General features: G+C 59.8%; 19 protein-coding genes. 15 read left to right on the top strand and 4 right to left on the bottom strand.

Annotated features, from left to right (window positions below):
• Nucleotide 1: 1 nt before the first annotated feature.
• On the top strand, nucleotides 2–688 hold the full coding sequence (locus MesoLj_RS14325; RefSeq protein ID WP_140774353.1) for an ABC transporter permease: 687 nt from the start codon (nucleotides 2–4) through the stop codon (nucleotides 686–688).
• A gap of 225 nt (nucleotides 689–913) precedes the next feature.
• Here MesoLj_RS14325 and MesoLj_RS14320 read toward each other — a convergent pair whose 3' ends face one another.
• The 4 genes from MesoLj_RS14320 to MesoLj_RS14305 all read right to left on the bottom strand — a co-directional run bounded on the left by MesoLj_RS14320 (nucleotide 914) and on the right by MesoLj_RS14305 (nucleotide 3520).
• Nucleotides 914–1330: a hypothetical protein gene (locus MesoLj_RS14320; protein ID WP_202326409.1), complete on the bottom strand. Its 417-nt coding sequence runs from the start codon at nucleotides 1328–1330 to the stop codon at nucleotides 914–916.
• A 61-nt stretch (nucleotides 1331–1391) separates the two neighbouring features.
• Nucleotides 1392–2387 carry an HAD family hydrolase gene (locus MesoLj_RS14315; protein WP_244735403.1) on the bottom strand — a complete coding sequence of 332 codons (996 nt, stop codon included), beginning with the start codon at nucleotides 2385–2387 and terminating at the stop codon, nucleotides 1392–1394.
• Nucleotides 2388–2399: 12 nt separating this feature from the next.
• Nucleotides 2400–2732 (bottom strand): hypothetical protein, encoded by a 333-nt coding sequence (locus MesoLj_RS14310; RefSeq protein WP_244735401.1) that lies wholly within the window; start codon nucleotides 2730–2732, stop codon nucleotides 2400–2402.
• The gene (locus MesoLj_RS14305) at nucleotides 2729–3520 is read right to left on the bottom strand and encodes a DUF2092 domain-containing protein (protein ID WP_202326407.1); all 792 of its coding nucleotides are present in this window, start codon (nucleotides 3518–3520) and stop codon (nucleotides 2729–2731) included. The genes MesoLj_RS14310 and MesoLj_RS14305 overlap by 4 nt, the downstream gene beginning before the upstream one ends.
• Before the next feature lie 403 nt (nucleotides 3521–3923).
• Here MesoLj_RS14305 and MesoLj_RS14300 point away from each other — a divergent pair, with 403 nt between their 5' ends.
• The 14 genes from MesoLj_RS14300 to MesoLj_RS14235 all read left to right on the top strand — a co-directional run bounded on the left by MesoLj_RS14300 (nucleotide 3924) and on the right by MesoLj_RS14235 (nucleotide 20730).
• A complete protein-coding gene (locus tag MesoLj_RS14300; protein WP_140774358.1) occupies nucleotides 3924–4184 on the top strand; it encodes a hypothetical protein in 261 nt (86 codons plus the stop codon).
• Nucleotides 4185–4346: 162 nt separating this feature from the next.
• Nucleotides 4347–5195 carry a hypothetical protein gene (locus tag MesoLj_RS14295; RefSeq protein WP_202326406.1) on the top strand — a complete coding sequence of 283 codons (849 nt, stop codon included), beginning with the start codon at nucleotides 4347–4349 and terminating at the stop codon, nucleotides 5193–5195.
• 35 nt (nucleotides 5196–5230) lie between these two features.
• Nucleotides 5231–6190, top strand: a complete 960-nt coding sequence (locus MesoLj_RS14290) for a SphA family protein (protein WP_202326405.1) — start codon at nucleotides 5231–5233, stop codon at nucleotides 6188–6190.
• Nucleotides 6191–6215: 25 nt separating this feature from the next.
• Nucleotides 6216–7427 (top strand): alpha/beta hydrolase, encoded by a 1212-nt coding sequence (locus tag MesoLj_RS14285; RefSeq protein ID WP_202326404.1) that lies wholly within the window; start codon nucleotides 6216–6218, stop codon nucleotides 7425–7427.
• 134 nt (nucleotides 7428–7561) lie between these two features.
• Entirely contained in the window at nucleotides 7562–8041 is a 480-nt protein-coding gene (locus MesoLj_RS14280; protein ID WP_244735399.1) for a YidH family protein, read from the top strand.
• Between the two features lie 68 nt (nucleotides 8042–8109).
• Nucleotides 8110–9654, top strand: coding sequence for an arylsulfatase (locus MesoLj_RS14275; protein ID WP_202326403.1), 1545 nt, complete (start codon nucleotides 8110–8112; stop codon nucleotides 9652–9654).
• A gap of 83 nt (nucleotides 9655–9737) precedes the next feature.
• Nucleotides 9738–11159 (top strand): DUF1254 domain-containing protein, encoded by a 1422-nt coding sequence (locus tag MesoLj_RS14270; RefSeq protein ID WP_202326402.1) that lies wholly within the window; start codon nucleotides 9738–9740, stop codon nucleotides 11157–11159.
• Between the two features lie 11 nt (nucleotides 11160–11170).
• Entirely contained in the window at nucleotides 11171–12193 is a 1023-nt protein-coding gene (locus MesoLj_RS14265; RefSeq protein ID WP_202326401.1) for a DUF1254 domain-containing protein, read from the top strand.
• Nucleotides 12194–12412: 219 nt separating this feature from the next.
• On the top strand, nucleotides 12413–13744 hold the full coding sequence (locus MesoLj_RS14260) for a DUF1254 domain-containing protein (RefSeq protein ID WP_244735396.1): 1332 nt from the start codon (nucleotides 12413–12415) through the stop codon (nucleotides 13742–13744).
• Nucleotides 13745–13778: 34 nt separating this feature from the next.
• Nucleotides 13779–16097 (top strand): arylsulfatase, encoded by a 2319-nt coding sequence (locus MesoLj_RS14255; RefSeq protein WP_202326399.1) that lies wholly within the window; start codon nucleotides 13779–13781, stop codon nucleotides 16095–16097.
• A gap of 9 nt (nucleotides 16098–16106) precedes the next feature.
• Nucleotides 16107–16979 carry a bile acid:sodium symporter family protein gene (locus MesoLj_RS14250; protein ID WP_140774365.1) on the top strand — a complete coding sequence of 291 codons (873 nt, stop codon included), beginning with the start codon at nucleotides 16107–16109 and terminating at the stop codon, nucleotides 16977–16979.
• A 301-nt stretch (nucleotides 16980–17280) separates the two neighbouring features.
• On the top strand, nucleotides 17281–18231 hold the full coding sequence (locus MesoLj_RS14245) for a formylglycine-generating enzyme family protein (RefSeq protein ID WP_244735545.1): 951 nt from the start codon (nucleotides 17281–17283) through the stop codon (nucleotides 18229–18231).
• The gene (locus tag MesoLj_RS14240) at nucleotides 18224–18607 is read left to right on the top strand and encodes a DUF1622 domain-containing protein (RefSeq protein WP_244735394.1); all 384 of its coding nucleotides are present in this window, start codon (nucleotides 18224–18226) and stop codon (nucleotides 18605–18607) included. Before MesoLj_RS14245 ends, MesoLj_RS14240 begins: the two co-directional genes overlap by 8 nt.
• A 545-nt stretch (nucleotides 18608–19152) precedes the next feature.
• Nucleotides 19153–20730 (top strand): ATP-binding protein, encoded by a 1578-nt coding sequence (locus MesoLj_RS14235; RefSeq protein WP_202326398.1) that lies wholly within the window; start codon nucleotides 19153–19155, stop codon nucleotides 20728–20730.
• The last annotated feature ends 10 nt before the right edge of the window (nucleotides 20731–20740 follow it).

Here is a 20740-nt window from a genome sequence, read left to right as displayed (position 1 = left end):
CGTGACAGAATTCGGGCAATATCTCGCCGCCCAGCTCCTGGCCGGCATCCAGACCACCGTCGTCCTGTTTATCGGCTGCGCGCTGGTCGGCAATCTGCTGGCCATCCCGGTCGCCCTTGCCCGGTTATCGGCAAGGCCATGGCTTCGCTACCCGGCGGTCGCCTTCATCCTGGCTTTCCGTGGCACGCCGCTTCTCGTCCAGCTCTACCTTTGCTACTTCGGCGTCGGCCAGCTCCTCGGCGGTATCCCTTCGATAAGGTACAGCCCATTTTGGCCCCTTCTTCGAGGCGCTTATTGCTACGCGTTTCTTACCCTGTCCCTGAACACCGCGGCCTATTGCGGCGAAATATGGAGAGGCGCGATACAGGCTATTCCTGACGGTCAGCGTGAGGCCGGCCAGTCGCTTGGGCTGTCGAAAACACGGATCATGATTTCCGTGCTATTGCCACAGGCCTTCCGGTTAGCCCTGCCGGCGATCGGAGGGCAGAATATCCTGCTTCTGAAGGGGACCGCCCTGGCCTCGACGATCACCGTCTTCGAACTCATGGGTGCAGCGAACCTGGTTCGTGCGCAGACTTTCAGGATCTACGAGCCTCTGTTCGCCGCCGCGTTGGGATATTTCCTGCTGGCCGCAATTGTGACGACCGGCTTCGGTTTCTTCGAGAGACGCCTTGCCCGACGATATTGATGATCGAAATGGGCCGGAGAACGAGCGACCGCTTCTAGGATCGCTGACAGGCTGAAGGCGGCGCAAGAAGCGCCGATCGCCACGACGAACATGATGACCAGACCACGCGATCGGGAAGGCGGCACGTCCGTCAAACAGGCTGCCGTGAGCGATACCGGATCCAAACAACAGGGCGGGGCCGAAAACAGCGCGGAAGCCTGTTGGCCAGGGCCGCGCGCAGTCACTTCAAAATTCGCATTTGTAATAGATGACGGAAATCTCTGGAAATTGAGGGTCGAAACGCTCGAAATGGGTCTTGTCGATGACACGGAAGGATGCTGAGAAACTGCTGAACAGAACCGCATCCGAGCAGCTCAGCAGTACCGAAAAGCGATCGCCATTCTGAGAGATTTTCTCCGCCTTGCAACTGGAGTTGGGTCCGAGGACCCTGCTGCCGGAGACGATGATTCCCGTCGTCAGCGAAGAACTCCGGTCCTTGTACTCAAAACCTTTGCCTCGCTTCTCGAAATTGTCCTCACATCCCGTCCCGTTCATTGTCCATGCGCCTTGCAACGCCTCCATGGAGGCAGCTGCGACATGACCCGCTCCTCCGGCAAACAAGACAATGCCAGCCATTGCGCCACGATACGGTTTTCCGTTCATTGTTCTCTACCCCGACGTATTCAGATCCCGTGCATTGAATTCCCGATGAGGCCCGTGCCTTTCAGGAAGGAAAGACCGCTTTCCAGTCCTGCTTCATGTCAACGACGACCCAATGGCCGTTCACAGCTTCGTCCAACGCCTTGTCCAACTTTCCGACCGAAGAGACGCGATCGTAGGCATATTCACGATCGGCGTCGGTGTGATGCACGATCCCTATAAATCGCGGGCCGCTTCCAGCCGCGGTCCATTGCAACATCTGCAGATCGCCGTCCGAATTCCCGAACGCAAAGATAGGTCTGCGGCCAATGAATTTGTTGATGCCGACAGGTTTGCCGGGACCGTCATCGACGAAATCGACCTTGGCGTCCTTGATCAGGGCCGGCTTGCCGTCCGCTCCGACGACGTATCTGGTCACGCCCGATGAGCCGACGATCCTCTCCGGCGGGACGCCATAGACCGCTTCCATCCAGGGACGCATGAAATCGATACCGCCACCCGAGACCACGAAGATCTTGAAATCGTTCTGGCGCAGGAGCTCGAGCAGTTCCAGCATCGGCTGGAAAACAAGCTCGGTGTAGGCGCGACGAAAGCGGGGATGCCTTGCCGTTCTGGTCCAATCGAGGACGGCGCGGTCGAACTCGTCGGTGGTCATGCCGGCATGCGTCGCCGCGACGATCTCGAATATTCCTTGCTCGCCAGAGCGGACCAGACCTTTCAGGTCATTGGAGATCACCGACTTGAAGGGCTCCTGCGTCTGCCATTGCGGGTGATCCGGCGCGAGCAGCTTTACCTGATCCAGCGCGAAGGCGAGTTGAGAATAGATCGGCTGTTCGCACCACAGTGTTCCGTCATTGTCGAAAACCGCGATCCGTTCATCCGCGATAACGAAATCACGGCCGGATGGCGTCGTGACCTTGGCGACAAAGTCCATGATCGATGCCTTGGCAGGCCCCTCATGCCATGAAGCGAGAGGTGCTGCCTGGGCGCGAGCGGACACGACGCTGGAGAGCGGCAGTCCGGCCGCCAGCATGCCGGCAAGCACCGTGCGTCTATCCATGATCGGGCTCATCTACCGAACGACGACTTCGACGTACACGCCACCAGTCCTCGCATAATAGACGCCACCGCAATTGTAGTAGTAGTGACCGTAGTAGAGACCGTAGACGCAGGCTGGCGGCAGCACCGCGATCTGCCGTGCAATGACGCGCCTTGTTGTTCTGCGCGCCGTACGGCGCGCCACTCCGGCATAGGACAGCGGCGTCAGCGGATGACCGATCCTTGCCTGTGCGGTCGAAACAGGGTTGAGAACCCCGAGGAAAGCGAGGTCGGAAACAGGTCCGATTTCAGCGCACAAGAATCCACCGAAAATCGATGCCGTCAGGAGTTTGCCGAACCTGGTCATTGATGGTCTCCGTCGTCTTCAGGGCTTGGAACCTCGTCGATCTGCGCGATTTCGCTCAGGTCGACTTTCTTGGCGTCGGCCGGTGCCTTGAATTTGAAATCGTTCGCCGCGACATCGGAATCGAATTTCCAATCCCTGGTCTGGAGAGTGTATTGCGGCGCCTGCGAGAGGTGCTTGCTGGTGATGACATAGCGCCTGGGGATCGGCTGATCGCCGGCCTGAATCCATATCTGCCAGTCGACGTCGTGCGATCGGAAGGCAAGATACTCGCACTCGACGCCATCGATATAGGCGCTTGAAATGTGCCGGGCGTCGGTGACCCCGTCCATAAGGATATCGAAGACGTTTGACGCCAGAATATCGGCTCCCGGCGGATCAATGCCGGCACTCGAAAGTCGCTCACCAAGGTCATCCAGCGTGCCCTTGGCCTCCACCTGGCTATAGACGTTCAAGTTCTTGCCGAGGATCGACAGGGTGGTGCCGTCGAAGACGGTTTCGACATCGGCAAAACCGCCAATCCTCGATACGGCGATCTTGTCGGGCCTGGCGACCTCGACCTTGCCCGAGCTGGCGAACTGCAGCTTTTCGAAATCGCGCGTGACGACTTCAATCGAGGAATCGTAGCCGAAGGAAAAACTCTTCTGCTTGGCCATGTAGTCCGACATGGCCTTGAGTATGTCTTTCGCATCGTCAGCCATCGCGTTGCCGATCGGCAGGATGGTCAGGGCGCCGGCAAGCAGCCAGCCACAAGGACGGATAAAGCTTTTGGAAACGAGATCTCTTGGCATCGCGGACTCCAACGGTTTGGTGTCGCGCCGGCACAGACTTCAGGCTGCGAAGTCGATGACTGCGGTTTGGATGCGCTGGCTGACAAGGGATGCAGGCCTCGGAGAAGCCCCATCCGATTGACCGAGCGCGTCAGGCAGTCAGAGTAGGAGATGGCCCCGCAGGCACAATACTTGGCTGCCACATATACCGATACGAAACGGTAACAAGCAGGCCTTCCGGGAGATTGACCGATGGAAACGCCGCCAGAAGCCGGATAGCGCTGTTGAACGCCAAGGCAACGACCCGGGCAGACCGGGAGAAAACTCGATTGTAACAGTAAAGTGCTGGCGCGCCTCCCCGAACTGCGGTGATGTTTGATGGAATGCCTCCCACGCACGAGGTCCTTCATCCGGTTTGAAACCCATGGCCATGCCTTCGGAACGCGACCACGATCGTCGGGGCTTGCTAAGGCTCATGATCAAGATGCCGGCCTTGCGCGGCATGCTTCAAATCCTCAGCGCGACGGATCCTCATCTGCTCGGCCTGTGTGGCGCTTACGAGGACGCCAACGTGGCCCTGGATCGGTTGAGAAAGGAAAAGGGAAACGCGAACCGCGATGCGATTGCCGAATATGAAGAGCTTTGCACCGAGCTGGAGACCGACATTATTCGCATGTGCCAGTGACATCCGGCGATAACGTGACATCCGGCGCTGAAGTGATATCCGGCGATAACGTGAGCGTGGCCTCTGTAACTGTAACGTACTTCGCTTCCCGGCATTCCGATTCAATTGTGTGATGCGCCAAAAGCTTCGGCGCGCAGCAGAGGGTCGTGACCGGGTATGTTCATGGGACGCATTCGCTCCGGCGCCGGTGCAATCCTGCCGGCTGGCACCTTCCGCCCTCGGGGGCTCGAAGCAGCAGCTCCCGCATCCGGCTCGAATTGTCGTGCGCTCGCCTTTGCCATTGCGCTAGCTTTTGCCGGACATGCCGAGGCCCAGGAGGCCAAGGATACTTCGGGGACGAACCCTGCCGTCCTGACAAGGACGCTGTCATTCTCGAACGAGTATAGATTCCTGCCAGGGGACGAATACTGCAACATCACGAACGTCCGTTATACCGAGCCGTTTTTCGACGGAAAGGCTTCGGTTCGCCTGACCTTGCCGCTCGACGCAACCAACCTGGGCGGCGACGACGAATTCGGCCTCGGCGACATCTCGGCGAAGCTCAGCTGGATTCCTTATTTAAGCAGCCGGCAGGCGTTTATCCTCAGCACCGAGATCTACGCGCCGACCGCCTCCGAGGACGTGCTTGGCACCGGCAAATGGGTCGCAGCGCCCGGACTGACCTGGGCCTATTTTGCCAGCCCCGAGGTCATAATCGCGCCGGCCTATATCCAGAGCTTTTCATTCGCCGGCGACAGCGACCGGGCCAACGTCAATCGCGGCGATTTCGACATCTACGTCGTCTACAAGCCGCATGCCAAACGCTGGTGGCTGACGTCGGACCTGACCGCGAGTTACGATTTCGAAGCCAGGACCGAACCCATGTCCTGGGAGGTCGCCCTGGGGTTCAATCTGGGCAGGATGCCGAATGGCGGCGCCATCAACGGTTATATCAGGCCAGGCATCGGTATCGGGAACGACAGGCCGTACGACTTCAATATGGAGGTTGGTGTTTCGTTGGTGAGTTTTTAGCGGCCAATGAAAACCTCGGCATGGAGAGGGAGACGATGACTGAAGCAAGATCACTTGCCTGGCTGGTGACCGCGACAGCGGTTCTTGCGGCGTTCGCTTCCGTGAAGGAAGCAAATGCCACCGAGGCCGTCGCGGGCCGCTATATCCCCGGCGCCTTCGCCGGCCCTGGCGCGGGCATTGTGCCGCCCACGCCGGGAGCCGCCTATTGGGCAATGTCCAACATCTATTACCATGGCGAAGCGAGTGGCCAGGTTCCATTCGGCAACGGCTCGGTCGCGGTCGGTCTCACCGGTGATATCTATTCCATGATTCTGGCCGGGGTTTATGTGCCCGAGTTGCACTTGCCGGGAAACTGGACTTATGCCGTCCAGCTTGCCGTTCCACTGGGTCGAACGGCTGCCTCGGCGGAGCTTGGCCCCTTGGGGGCGGATCAGCATGTTACCGGGCTCGGCGACATCGCTTTCGCCCCGCTGGTGTTTGGCTGGCACAACGACGCCATGAATAGCTGGGTGTCGGCATCCCTGACGGTCACCGCGCCCACCGGCGAATGGAAGGAGGGAGACCTTGCCTTCATCGGCCTCAATTACTGGACGTTCACCCCGGCGATCGGATTCACCTACCTCATCCCGGAACATGGGCTGGACCTCTCGGCCAAATTCGGCGTGGATATCAACACCAAGAACCAGGACACCGATTACTACAGCGGTGCGACGGCCCATCTGGATCTCTCGGTGACGAAGGCCTTGACGGAGAACCTGTCCGTGGGGGCAATCGCAGGCTTCCTGGACCAGATCGAAGATGACCGTAGCGCGTTCGCCGACGCCCATGACGGCTTCAGGGGCCACTCCATCGCGGTTGGACCGCTGGTCAAATACAAGGCCAAGTTCGGAGAGAAGACCGAGGTCGATCTCAGCTTGAGATGGGCCCATGAGGTCGAGGCCGAAAACCGCATGAAGGGCGACGCTGTATTCTTCGACATTTCCGGGAAGTTTTGAGCGGTGACAAACCAGGTGCTGCTCGATGCGCAAGTGGATTAGCGGATTTGTCGCGGCTTCGTGCCTGCTCACGCTGACGGCGTGCGCAGGAGGACCGAAAGGCGTTTTGGCACCGGTAGCGGCGAATACGCGTTCAGCATCGGCGTCTGACGTAACGATGCTGGTGGCGACCAGCCGCAAACCTTCGGGCGATCCTGCAACATTGTTCACGGGCGAGCGCAGCCCGACACTTTCGTTGACCGACCTGACCATTTCAATTCCGCCGAACCGTGTATCCGGCACCGTCGAATGGCCGAGGAGATTGCCACCGGACCCCCGGAAGGAATTCGCCGTCGTCGCGGCGAAGAACCTTTCGATCCCGCAGGCGGGCGACTGGCTACACTCCCACAATTCGAACGGCCATGTGCTCGTCTTCGTGCATGGCTTCAACAACCGCTACGAGGATTCCGTTTTTCGGTTCGCGCAATTCGTCCATGACTCGGGGGCGAAGGTCACGCCCATCCTCTTCACCTGGCCATCGCGCGCGAGCGTCCTGGACTACAATTACGACAAGGAAAGCACCAACTTTTCCCGCACGGCCTTCGAGCGGGCATTGAAGGCTTTGGCCAATGATCGCACGGTGACGGACATCACCGTCATGGCCCACTCGATGGGGACCTGGCTCGCCATGGAAGGGCTGAGGCAAATGGCTCTGCAGGATGGCCGGGTCTCTGCGAAGATCAGGAACGTAATTCTTGCATCTCCCGACCTTGACGTGGATGTCTTCGGGCGCCAGTGGACCGAGCTCGGACCAGAGAAGCCGAAATTCACGATCATGATCTCGCGGGACGACCGCGCTCTGGCAATCTCGCGTTTGATTTCCGGCGATGTCGACCGGGTGGGCCAGATCGATCCGTCAAAAGAGCCCTACAAGTCGAAGCTGCAGGCGGCGGGAATAACGGTCATCGACCTGACCAATGTGAAGACGGACGACCGCCTGAATCACAGCAAGTTCGCCGAGAGCCCTGAAATCGTGGCGCTGCTGGGATCTCAATTGGCCTCCGGTCAAATCCTCACCGACTCCAGGGTTGGCCTTGGTGACGGACTGGGCATGGTGATTGCCGGCACGGTCGGTACGGTTGGCAAGGTCGCGGCAACGACGGTCAGCGCTCCCATCGCGATCGTGGAGGGAAGAGGGAATACCCCTGCCCCCGATCAGCTCGGAACGATCCTGAAGGCCGATCCGGCGGCGGATTGAGCCGAGGCCCTGCCCCACAATCAGACGCGCGGTTCGGCCCTCCCGACACGTATCGTTACCGTAACGTACTTCGAAAGTTTCCGCCGCGCTCCAACAGTGCCGGTCGACTTCTCTCCGTTCGCAGGACACCTGCAATGAGCGTTGAACCCGTTACCGCCGGATCCGGTTCCGACAAGATCTCCGTCGAGCTTTCCGCGCGGCGCACCGGCATGTCGTTCCAGCGGACGCGCATGAGCGCCGATCGTACGCTGATGTCGGTGATCCGCACCGCGCTGTCGCTGATCAGCTTCGGCTTCACCATCTACCAGGTATTTCAAAAGCTCAGGGATGCCGGCACGCTGGCGCACGCGGCCGCACCCCGCAATTTCGGGGTGACGCTGGTGCTGCTCGGCATCGTGATGCTGATCATCGGCATCATCTACCATGTGCAGTTCATGGTCGGTCTGCGCCGCGAGCGCAACGACATGCGCGAAGCCGGGCTGATCCATGGCGACAGCGGCTATCCCGTTTCCTTCACGCTGGTCACCGCGGTGATCCTGCTGGTGGTCGGCCTCGTGGCGATCTTCAGCATGGTTTTCAACGTCGGCCCGTTCACCGACGCGTCAGCTGGCTGACGGCTTCGAGCGAAGAAAACCGGCTCGATCCATGTAGCCGGGCAGATTAACCACAGGAGGCAGGAAAGATGGCGAAATCACCAAAGGCCGGCAAGCCGAACATCCTCGTCATATGGGGCGACGATATCGGCACGGCCAATCTGAGTTGCTACACGCATGGACTGATGGGCTACAAGACACCCAACATCGACCGCCTCGCCAAGGAAGGCCTGATGTTCACCGACGCCTATGGCGAACAGTCCTGCACCGCCGGCCGGTCGTCCTTCATCACCGGCCAGAGCGTCTACCGCACGGGTCTTTCAAAAGTCGGCCTGCCAGGCGCCGATGTCGGGCTACAAGCCGAAGACGCTACAATCGCCGAACTTTTGAAGCCGCTCGGCTACGCGACCGGTCAGTTCGGCAAGAACCATCTCGGCGACATGAATAAATACCTGCCGACGGTGCACGGCTTCGACGAGTTCTACGGCAATCTCTATCACCTCAACGCCGAGGAAGACCCGGAAGAGCCAGACTATCCCAAGGATCCGCGATTCAAGGAAAAGTTCGGCCCCAGGGGCCTGCTCCATTGTTGGGCGACGGACAAGGACGATCCTACGGAGCAGCCGCGCTGGGGCCGGGTCGGCAAGCAGAAGATCGAGGATACGGGGCCGCTGACACGCAAGCGCATGGAGACGGTCGATGACGAGGTCGTGGAGAAGGCAAAAGACTTCATCAAGCGGCAGCACGCCGCCGACAAGCCCTTCTTCGTCTGGCTGAACACCACGCACATGCATGCCAGAACACACACCAAGCCGGAAAGCGTCGGTCAGGCGGGTGAAGGCCAGTCGCCTTATCACGACACGATGATCGACCACGACAAGAATGTCGGTCAGATGCTGGATTATCTGGACGAGCTCGGCATCGCCGACGACACTTTCGTCATGTATTCGACCGACAACGGCCCGCATATGAACACCTGGCCGGACGCCGGCATGACGATGTTCCGCTCGGAAAAGGACACCAACTGGGAAGGCGCTTTCCGCGTGCCGATGCTGGTGCGCTGGCCCGGCAAGGTGCCCGCCGGCGAGGTGACCAACGACATCGTGCAGCATCACGACTGGCTGCCGACCTTCTGCGCCATAGCCGGTGACGCAGACATTCCTAAAAAGCTGCTCAAGGGCCACAAGGCGGGCGACAAGACCTTCAAGGTCCACATCGACGGCTACAATCTTCTCGACTTCCTGACGAAGGAAGGCGTGAAAAGCCCGCGCGAGGGCCTCGTTTATTTCGATGACGACGGCAACCTCGTCGCCCTGCGCATGAAAGTCTGGAAGGTCGTGTTCATGGAGCAGCGGACGGAGGGCACGCTTAAGCTCTGGATGGATCCGTTCGTCGTTCTACGGTGTCCCAAAATATTCAATCTGCGGACTGACCCGTACGAGCGAGCCGACATCACGTCGAACACCTACTTCGATTGGTATTTCTCCAAGGGCTACATCATCATGGCCGCCCAAGCCGTGGTGCAGCCTTTCCTGGCCACCTTCAAGGATTATCCGCCGCGCCAGAAGGCCGCGAGCTTCACGCTCGACCAAGCTCTGGAAAAGATGGCTGCGAGCTTCAACAGCGGGCACTGAAAAACGTGCTGCGGCGGCAGGCGGAAGCCTGCCGCCTGCCTTTGTTCAACCACGGAGCCACCAACGGAAATCCGGAGGATGCCATGACCTTCCGACATTTGCTTGCAGGTGCGTTCGCTGTTGGGGTGTCGATGTCCCTGGTCGATCCCTGCGCCGCGAAGACGACTGGGGCCGCTGCTGAACTCGCCGCGCGTACGATCGAACGCCGAGCCGTCGAATCGGTTATCTGGGGCATGCCGGCGGTCAACTTCGAGCTGTTGTATCAGGGGATGGTCGACAGCAAGGGCGAATGGAACCAGATCGTCTACTGGTCGCGCCTGCCCGACTGGAAGAACCAGACGCTCACCCCCAACCCCGGCACAGTCTACCTCCATCCCTTCTACAACACCAAGGACGGGCCCGTGGTTCTCGAGATCCCGCCGGCCAATGGCGGCTCGCTGGTCGGCAGCATCGACGACGGCTGGCAAACGGCTCTCGAGGATGTCGGCCCCGCCGGCGCCGACAAGGGCAAGGGCGGCAAATACCTGATCCTCCCGCCGGGGTATTCGGACAAGGTTCCGGATGGCTACATCGCGCTGCCGTCGAGCACTTATGCCGGCTTCGTGATCCTGCGCTCCAGCCTCAGGAGCACCAGCGATGCCGATGTGGCCAGCGCGGTCGCTTACGGGAAGCAGGTCAAGATGTATCCGCTCTCGCAAGCAGCCAACCCGCCGCCGACGAAATTCGTCGATGCCATCGATGTCGTCTACGACAACACCATTCCCTACGACCTGCGCTTCTTCCAGATGCTCGACCGCTTCATCCAGCGCGAGCCTTGGCTGGAACGCGATAGGGCGATGATCGACCAACTCAAGTCGATCGGGATCGAGAAGGGCAAGCCGTTCAAACCCGATGCCGCTACCCAGAAAATTCTGGCGAATGCCGCCGGCGAGGCACATGCGGTGATCGACGCGAAATACGAATCGCTTTTCTCGCCGCCGTATTATCCACATACCCATTGGAACGTGCCTGCTTCGCAAGAACTCATCGAAGCGATGTCGTCCAATTATGGAAAGGCCGATTCTTATCCCGTCGATGCTCGCGGAGCCGTCTACTCCGTCGCCTTCTTCAGCGCCAAGCATCTTGGGGCGGGTCAGTTCTACCTGATGACCATATCGGACAAGGACGGCAAGCCTTTCGACGGCGGCAGTATCTATCGGCTGACGGTGCCAGCGGACGCACCGGTCAAGCTTTACTGGTCAGCAACGGTCTACGACCGGTCCACGCATGCGTTCATCAGGGGCATGAAGGTGTCGAGCCGCTCGTCACTAGACCCTGACCTCAAGAAGAACGCCGACGGCTCGGTCGATGTCTACTTCGGTCTCAAGGCGCCGGCGGGCAAGGAGGCGAACTGGGTACCAACACAGCCGAAAGGAAAATTCGAGGTGCTGTTCCGCCTCTATGGGCCGGAGAAGCCGCTGTTCGACAAGACGTGGGTGCTACCGGACATCGAGAAGGTCCGCTGAGGGAGACTGACATGAGAACCATAGTAGTGAATGCCGCATTCGTCGTCTGCCTTGCCGGAACCGGATCGGCGCTTGGCGCCGACACCGTGCCCGTCACCATCGACAATTTTGCTCGCGCCGAAACCGATCTCTATTTCGGCAGCGCCATTAAGGATGCAGGTGGCATCGGCAAGTTCCTGCATCACCGCGAGCCGATGGACATCGATCACCAGGCCGTTATTCGCGCGAATCGCGACACGCTCTATTCGGCTGCCGTTTTCGATCTCGACGCCGGTCCGGTGACAATCACGCTGCCCGATGCGGGGAACCGTTTCATGTCGCTGATGATCGTCAACGAAGACCACTATGTGCCGGAAGTCGTATATGGCGGCGGCAGTTATAAGCTGGACAAAGAAACGGTCGGCACGCGCTATCTGCTTGCCGCCATCCGCACGCTGGTCGATCCCACCGATCCCGGCGACGTGACGAAAGTCCACGCCTTGCAGGATGCTATAAAGGCCGAGCAGGCCAAGGCGGGCAGCTTCGAAAGCCCGGCGTGGGATCAAGCAAGCCAGAAGAGGATGCGCGATGCGCTGCTGGTTCTTGCCACCACGATGCCGGATTTCAAGGGCGCGTTCGGCAAGAAGGAAGATGTCGACCCTGTCCACCACCTTGTCGGCAGCGCGGCTGCATGGGGAGGCAATCCCGACAAGGACGCCACCTATCTGAACATCACGCCGGCCAACAATGACGGCACTACCGTCTACAAACTCGACGTCAAGGATGTGCCCGTCGACGGTTTCTGGTCGGTGAGCCTCTACGATGCCAAGGGCTACTACGAGAAGAACCCGTACAACGCCTATTCCTTGAACAATCTCACGGCCAAGAAAGGCGAAGACGGCGCCATTGCCGTCCAGTTCGGCGGCTGCGACGGCAAGATCGCCAATTGCTTGCCGATCATGAAGGGCTGGAATTACACCGTGCGGCTCTACCGTCCGCGTGCCGAGATTTTGGATGGCAAGTGGAAATTCCCGGAGCCGCAACCGGCCAAATAACAAAGTCCGAGGCCGCCGGCGCTGTCTTACGAATTCCGCATGTCGAGCAGTTGTCGGAACACCAGCTTGAATTGGGAGGGAGAGATGACACGTCAGACTGCTGTACTCGCCAAAGCCATGGCCAGATCATCCGAGACGGATGCCGCCGGGCTGAACCCGCAGCCTTTGCCGCCGTCGCCGAGCTGGGCGCATGCACTGCGGCCAGGTCCGGATGCGCGTGTGAAAATCAGCGAGGCTTACGCCGCTCACGTCGCCCGTGACGCCTTTTTCTGGGCCTGGCCGCTGGTCAACATGTACAACCGCCGGCTCGCGTTTTCGAAGATGAAGGAAAATAGATATTTAGGCCCGTTGCTCGAAGCACCGCTGAACACGCTCACCATGCTGACGGACTACGTCAATCCTGAAGAGCGCAACGTCGCATGCCCGAACCAGGACGTGGTCTACGGCTTGGGCCTGGTGGCGCTGGATGTCTCACCGGTGGTGATCCAGGTGCCGGATTTCGGCGACCGTTTCTGGGTCTATCAGATCGTCGACCTGCGCACGGACAGCTTCGCGCAACTCGGCAAGATGCACGGCACCACGCCCGGCTTCTACCTGCTGGCCGGTCCCAACTGGCAGGGTGAAGTGCCGAAGGGCATCACCAAGATGTTTCGCGCGTCGAGCAGCACCGCCCTCGCGGCGCCGCGCATTGCCCAGGACGATACGCCGGACGACAAACGAGCGATCCAGTCGGTATTGCCCGGCATCGTGATGTATCCGCTCGCGGACTATGACGGGCAGATGAAAAGCATCGACTGGAACAAGCTGCCGAAAGTCCCCGGCGCGCCTCCAGGCGAAGAGGAAACGCGTTGGGTGTTCCCCGACAAGTTCTTCGAGGAGCTTCCGGCGGTGCTCGCCGACGCGCCGCCTCTACCCGGCGAGGAAGCACGCTATGCCCAACTGCTCGCGGTGCTCGCTGCCGCCAAGGACAATCCGAAAATGAAACAGGCGATGATCGACGCCGCCAAGGATGCAGAAGAGAAACTGGTGACCCCGCTGTTCCAGTTTCGCAACTACGGCCAGCAACTGCCGCACCACTGGAGCACGATCTCAAACGAATCCGCGTTCGGGACCGACTATTTCACGCGGACCGCGGTGGCGAAATCGAACATCCTCGTCAATTCGCCGGATGAAACGAAGTACTTCTACCAGGACCTCGATTCGTCCGGCGCGCGCCTCAACAGCGCCAATCGCTACACCGTGACATTTGCCAAGGACGACTTACCGCCGGTGAATGGTTTCTGGTCGCTCTCGATCTACAACCAGCATCATTTTTTCATCGCCAACGCGATCAACCGCTTCTCGGTCGGCACCAAGAACAAGGATCTGAAGCTTGCCGCCGACGGGTCGCTGACGATCTCCGTGCAGTCTGACGCGCCCACGGACCCGGCGCAGCGCGCCAACTGGCTGCCGGCGCCCAAGGGCGATTTCTCGCTCTACCTGCGCGCCTACTGGCCAAAGACCCCGATCATCGACGGCTCGTGGACGCCGCCTCCGGTTGAGCGGAAGTAGCGACGGCAGCGAACACCAAAAGAGGAGGACAGCAATGACACGTTCATTCAAGGGCAAGATCGCGCTGGATATCCGCAACTCCAAGCCCGACTGGGAAGCCTTTCTCGACAACAGGGCGCCGAAGGACGCCCCCAACGTCCTCGTGATCCTCTATGACGACACCGGCCAAGCGGCCTGGTCACCCTATGGCGGTCGCATCGAGATGCCGACGCTCGATCGGCTGGCGAAGAATGGACTGATCTATACGCAATGGCATACGACGGCGGTCTGCTCTCCGACACGTTCGTGTTTTCTCACCGGCCGCAATCACCACGCCAACGGCTTCGGCTCGATCTCGGAGGCCGCGACAGGTTTTCCCGGCTATCAAGGCCACATCCCGCTGGAGAACGGCACCATCGCCAGCATCCTGCGTGACGCAGGCTGGAGCACCTTCTGGATCGGCAAGAACCATAACGTGCCGGTCGATGCCTTCGGCATGAGCGCGTCGAAGAAGAAGTGGCCGCTAGGCCTCGGCTACGATCGCTTCTACGGCTTCATCGGCGGCGAGACGAACCAGTGGTACCCCGAACTGATCGAGGATAACCATTTCGTCGACCAGCCCAGTCAACCCGAGGACGGCTACCACTTCTCCAGGGACATCGCCGACAAGGCGATCGCCTTCATCCGCGACTCCAAGCAGGCGGATCCGGCGAAGCCCTGGTACATGTGGTACTGCCCAGGCGCCAACCACGCGCCGCATCACGCGCCACAAGATTTCATCGACAAGTACAAAGGCAAGTTCGACGACGGCTACGAGGCTTATCGCGGATGGGTCCTGAAGCGGATGATAGAACGCGGCATTCTGCCGGCCGATACGGAACTCACGCCAATCAATCCGATGCCGCCGGCAGTAGCGGCGGAGGGTGACATGGTCCGGCCCTGGAACACTCTGTCGGATGATGAGAAGCGCCTGTTCAGCCGCATGGCCGAAGTCTACGCCGCCTTCTCGGAATACACCGACGTCCAGATCGGCCGGCTGGTCGACTATCTCGAGGAGTCGGGACAGCTTGACAACACGCTGATCTTCTACTGTGCCGACAACGGCGCATCGGGTGAAGGCAGCCCCAGCGGCTCGGTCAACGAGAACCTGTTCTTCAACGGTTTTCCGGATGATGTGAACCGCAATCTCGCCATGATCGACAGGCTGGGATCGCCCGACACCTACAACCACTATCCGACCGGCTGGGCGACAGCCTTCTCGACGCCTTACAAGATGTTCAAGCGTTATGCCTCCTTTGCAGGCGGCACCTGCGATCCGCTTGTCATCCACTGGCCGAAGGGGATCAAGGCCAAGGGCGAGGTGCGCCACCAATACCATCATTGCACAGACATCGTGCCGACGATCCTGGAAGCCTGCGGCGTGAAAATGCCCGAGACAATCGACGGCGTGAGGCAGTCGCCACTCGCCGGCGTTTCGATGGCCTACACCTTCAATGAAGCCAAGGCCCCGACCAGCAAGGAGACGCAGTATTACGAGATGGCCGGTACGCGCGGCATCTGGAGCAAGGGCTGGAAAGCGGCCGCTCTCCATGCGCCGATGCCGTCCGATCAGGGTCATTTCGACAAGGACGTCTGGCAACTTTTCCACACCGACGTCGACCGCTCCGAAGCACGGGATCTGGCTGCCGAGCAGCCGGAAAAGCTGAAGGAATTAGTCGATCTCTGGCTGTCGGAGGCCAAGAAGAACAACGTCCTTCCGCTCAACGACCTGAACGTGCATGACCAGCACGCAGCCGAATACCACGCGCCCAAGCGCGACCGCTACGTCTACCAACCCGGTACAACCGAGGTTCCTGAAGCAGCAGCAGCTCCCACGCTTGGTACTTCGTTCAAGATGCTTGCCGAGGTTGAGTTCACTGGCGACAGCCAGGGCGTTATCGTGGCGCAGGGCTCGCGCTTCGGCGGCTACTCGCTTTTCGTCAAGGGCGGCAAGCTGTTCTTCATCTACAATTTCCTCGGCATCCCTCCGGAGCAGCGACTGGTCTGCGACGCGCCCAAGCTCGGAAAGCACGTGGTCGGTGTCGAGTTCGTCAAGGAGCGCATCAGTGAACATTTGGAAGCGCTCGGACAGATGACGCTATACGTCGACGAGGAAGTGGCGGCGCAGGCGGCGTTCCGAACCCAGACGGGTCGCTATGCCCTCTGTGGCGAGGGCTTGTGCATCGGCTATGACGGTGGCGACGCTGTCAGTAGCGAGTACAAGCCGCAGTTCCCGTTCACAAACGGGCGTGTGATCAAGGTCGTCTTCGACATCGCCGACGACGTCTATCTCGATCTTGAACGGAAGTTCGCCGCCGCCATGGCACGGGACTGAGTAAGCAGGATGACGATCGCGCAACTGATCCCCATGGCCATCAATCTCTCGATGGCGCTGATGGTGCTGGCGCTTGGACTGCAGGCGAGCTGGACGGACGTGATTTCCCTTTTGCGCCAGCCCTCCCTGCTTGCACGATCCGTCCTCTCGATGAATGTGATCATGGTGCTCCTGGCGCTGGCGATGGACGCCTTGTTCGGCCTTCATCCCGCCGTCAAGATAGCCCTTGTCGCGCTGGCACTGTCGCCGGTGCCGCCGATCCTGCCCAACAAGCAGACCAAGGCCGGCGGCGAAGTCTCCTACACAGCAAGCCTGCTTGTTATCATGGCAGCGCTTTCCGTGCTGATCGTGCCGCTCGGGATCGCCCTGATCGGCGCGATCTTCGGGCTCGGCATCGCTGTGCCCGCCGGCACGGTTTTGTCCATCGTGGTGACCGGGATCCTCGTTCCTCTCGTCATCGGGCTTCTGGTGCATCAATTCGCACCCGACTTTGCATCGCGCCTGGCAAGGCCGCTTTCGCTGTTTGCCACGGTATTGCTCGTGCTGGCCTTCATTCCTGTCCTGATCAAGATCTGGCCGGCGCTGACGGCAATGGTCGGCAATGGCACGTTGATCGCCTTGGTCGTGTTTGCCGTTGTCGGCATCGCGGTCGGCCATGCGCTTGGCGGCCCCGTAGCCGACAATCGCACGGTGCTGGCGCTTGCGAGCAGCGCCCGCCATCCCGGCGTCGCCATGGCCATCGCGCATTCGATCTTCCCGGAAGAGAAAGCCGTGATCGCCGTCGTGCTATGGCACCTGATCGTCAGCGCCGTCGTGTGCATTCCCTATGTCAAATGGCGCACCAGGCTCCATGCCGCCACCCAGTCAAAGGCAATGCGATGATGAGCCCGGTGAAATTTCCCAGGCACAGCTGGATGGGTGGGTGAGTTCGATGCTTCCTCGTCGTGATCCCCGATTGGCCAGGATAGACACATGGGTCCATGCTTTGGCCATTGGCGGGCTGGCCGCGATCTATCTGTCCTCATTGTTTTTGGGACCAACGAACCGAGTCGAGCAGAGCGCCAGATCCAGCCCCGCCGGCACGATCGACAGCCGCGGTTTGTCCGTGACCAGGGCGCAAGGAGGTTGAGGGATGAACGAGGTCACCAGACCTGAAGGGACGGCCATCGAAGAACCGGAAGGGATGCCGGTCTCGAAGAGTTCGTCGACCGACGGCATGATCTGGATTTCGGGTGGCTCGTTTCTGATGGGCTCCGATAAATTCTACCCCGAGGAAGCACCGGTCCATCGCGTGAAAGTCGACGGTTTCTGGATAGACCGATTTACGGTGACCAATGGCGATTTCGAAAAATTCGTCGCTGAGACCGGCTATGTGACACTGGCTGAAAAGCCGGCCAACCCGGACAACTATCCGGGCGCCTTGCCGGATATGCTCTCGCCGTCCTCTACCATGTTCAAAAAGCCGGCCGGCCCGGTCGACATGCGCAACCATTACAACTGGTGGGTCTATGTGCGCGGCGCCAACTGGCGCCATCCACGCGGCCCGGCCAGTTCGACCAAGAAGCTGGCGGACCACCCGGTGGTGCATGTCGCCTATGAGGACGTTCAGGCCTATGCCCGCTGGGCAGGCAAGGAATTGCCAACGGAGGCCGAATGGGAGTTTGCCGCGCGCGGCGGCCTCGATGGCGCCGACTATGTCTGGGGCGACGACCTCACGCGTGACGGCCAGCACATGGCCAACACCTGGCAGGGCGAGTTCCCGTACCACAACACAATGGATGATGGATACGAATACACCGCACCGGTCGGTTCGTTCCCGGCCAATGGCTACGGCCTCTTCGACATGGCCGGCAATGTCTGGCAGTGGACGACGGACTGGTACCAGGAGCACGGCAGCATCGACAGCCCGTGCTGCACGGCGGAAAACCCGCGCGGTGCGGCGCGCGAGGCAAGCTACGACCCACGCCGGCCCGATGTGAAAATCCCGCGCAAGGTGACCAAGGGCGGTTCGCATCTATGCGCGCCGAACTACTGCCGGCGCTATCGTCCCGCGGCACGCATGGCGCAGCCGGTCGATACCTCGATTTCACATCTCGGCTTCCGCTGCGTCGTACGCGGAAAGAGGAATGGATAGAACGCCGATGATTGAGGAGTGGCTTCGGACCCTGACGGAGTTGTTCGTTCCGCTCATCGATCTTCTGGCGCTGATTATCATAGCGACCGGCACGATCCAGGCCTTCATCAACAGCATTCGCGTGGCGTTGTCTCATCCGGAAAATGATCGCGCCGCCCGCTCCGTCTGGATGCATTATTCGCGCTGGCTGATCGCCGGCCTGACCTTTCAGCTTGCCGCCGACATCATCGAGACCTCGACGACGCCAAGTTGGGACGACATTGGCCGCATCGGCGCGATCGCCGTCATCCGGACCTTCCTCAATTTTTTCCTGGAGCGTGATCAACGCGAGATACGCGAACTGCAGAACGATCCAGAGCACCCGAAAGCGGCATAGTGCGAACACGTAGCTTCGGTTCAGCCGGGCTGAAAATGCCGGCCTGGGTTCACTGGCAAGGCCAGCCGATCCGAGGTGTCAATCCATTGTCTCGCTTCTCGCGTGATGCTGTGCCAGCGCCATCCGGCGCGGCAAGAAGTGCGGCGAAGGGTTGGCAGGTGGTGACATGAAGCCGGCGGGCAGACCGTATTTCCAGGTAAAGTGATCCGGTTTTTCATTCCGGCCTGCACCAAACCAGTGCTGCAAACACTTGCGTTGTCATGTTCATCGTCCGTCACCCACCTCATTTAGATACTTTTAACCAATCGCTCCGCTAAGCGTGGGCGGTCCTTGTCATTCCTTTCCGGCCATCGCCGGCGACTGTAAGAGAGATATGAGCTGATGTTATCTCGCCAGAGATATAGACAAGGCACGCTATGGGATTAATTTAGAGAGGGAACAAGAACGGCGCAGACGCATTGGTCCGAATCGACGGTCTCTAGGCCTCGGAAGCTTTCCTTATCGGCAAAGCAGCCTCCATCCACCGATCTCGGGGCGAACACAAAATGGGGATACTTCTGGAGGAGCGACCTTTACTGATTTCGACGTTTCCGCCAGATCCGCGACAAGAGCGTCTGGCGGTGGTTTTCGTCGTTCTGATGTCCTTGGTTTTCATTGGCTCATTGCCCCTTCGGAATTTACAGCTTTCTCGGCTCGATCTATTTGTCCCCATTCTTGATACTATTCTATTTATCATCGATCTGATCACCGCCGCATTGCTCTACGCTCATGTGTCCGTTCTCGGCTCCCGCTCGCTGCTGGCCCTGGCAAGCGGATATCTGTTCACAGCGCTTGTCATTGTCGTACACGCGCTGACGTTTCCCGGTGCCTTCAGCCCAACCGGGCTGCTGGGCGCGGGGATACAGACGAGCAATTATTTGCAGATCTTCTGGCGTGCCGGGCTGCCTTGCGCCGCGGTTGCATATGCCCTCCTCAAGGAAGGTGAATCCCGAAGCCATCTGGCTGGCAACTCAACGGGTATCCTTATTCTCGCAAGCGTCGCCATTGTCTTTGTCGCCGTGTGCGGCCTGACCTTGCTGGTGACGGTCGGTGGCGCCTTGCTGCCGGATATCATGGTCAACGCGGAGCGCAGGATCTGGGCGGTCGACGCCCCCTTCATCATCCCGCTCGAGATTGCCGCAATCGTGCTTGTGTGGCGGCGACGCCGCTCGGTCCTTGATCTCTGGTTGCTGGTCGTGTTGTCGGCGTGGTTGATCGCCAGCCTTCTGGTCAGCACGACGGCTTATCGATTCAGCCTTGTCTGGTATGAGAGCCGGTTCTACGGACTTCTGGCCTCGTCGTTCGTTCTGCTCGGCTTGCTCACGCAGACCACGACTCTATACGCACGGCTCGCCATATCCACGATCATGCAACGCAGCGAACGGGAAAGCCGGCTCATGCAAGTGGATGCCACGCTCGCGGTGGTTTCGCATGAGGTAAATCAGCCGCTAACCGCCATCACCCTGAATGGCACCGCCGGATTGCATGAACTGGCCAAAGAAAATCCGGATACCTCTACGCTGGAGGTGATATTGAAGGATGTCGTCAGGGACGGCCATCGCGCAAGTGAGATCATCAATGGCATCCGTGCCATGTTCAGGCGAGATGATAGTGAAGCCGAAGAGCTTGATGTCGTCGTGCTCATCGAAAATGCTCTGACACTGGTCAGCGGCGATGTTCACGAACACGGGGTCGTCATCGAGACCGAACTTGGCTCGAAACTCTGCAGCATCAAGGGCAACAGGATCCAGTTGCAACAGGTTATTGTGAATTTGGTCATGAATGCCGTCGAAGCGATGGATGCGATAACGACGCGCCAGCGGTTGCTATCTGTCAGGGCCAATGGCGACAGCGACCGGATCGTGATGGAGATTGAGGATTCCGGTCCCGGGATCGATCCGGAGATGAACGATACGATTTTCGATCCATTCGTTACATCAAAGTCCAAAGGCACCGGGCTGGGCCTGTCGATCTGCCGCACGATTGTGGAAAGCCACGGCGGACGGATATCGGCGGTCAACAATTCCAGGGGCGGTGCGAAGATGGTGGTGTTGATTCCCGCGTATCGGCCGCAAGACCAATGAGCATGCCGAG

Origin of the sequence: Mesorhizobium sp. 113-3-9 (genome assembly GCF_016756515.1) — a bacterium.
GTDB lineage: Bacteria > Pseudomonadota > Alphaproteobacteria > Rhizobiales > Rhizobiaceae > Mesorhizobium.
Note: the sequence above shows the minus strand (reverse complement) of the source record. Positions and strands in the feature narration are given on the sequence as shown.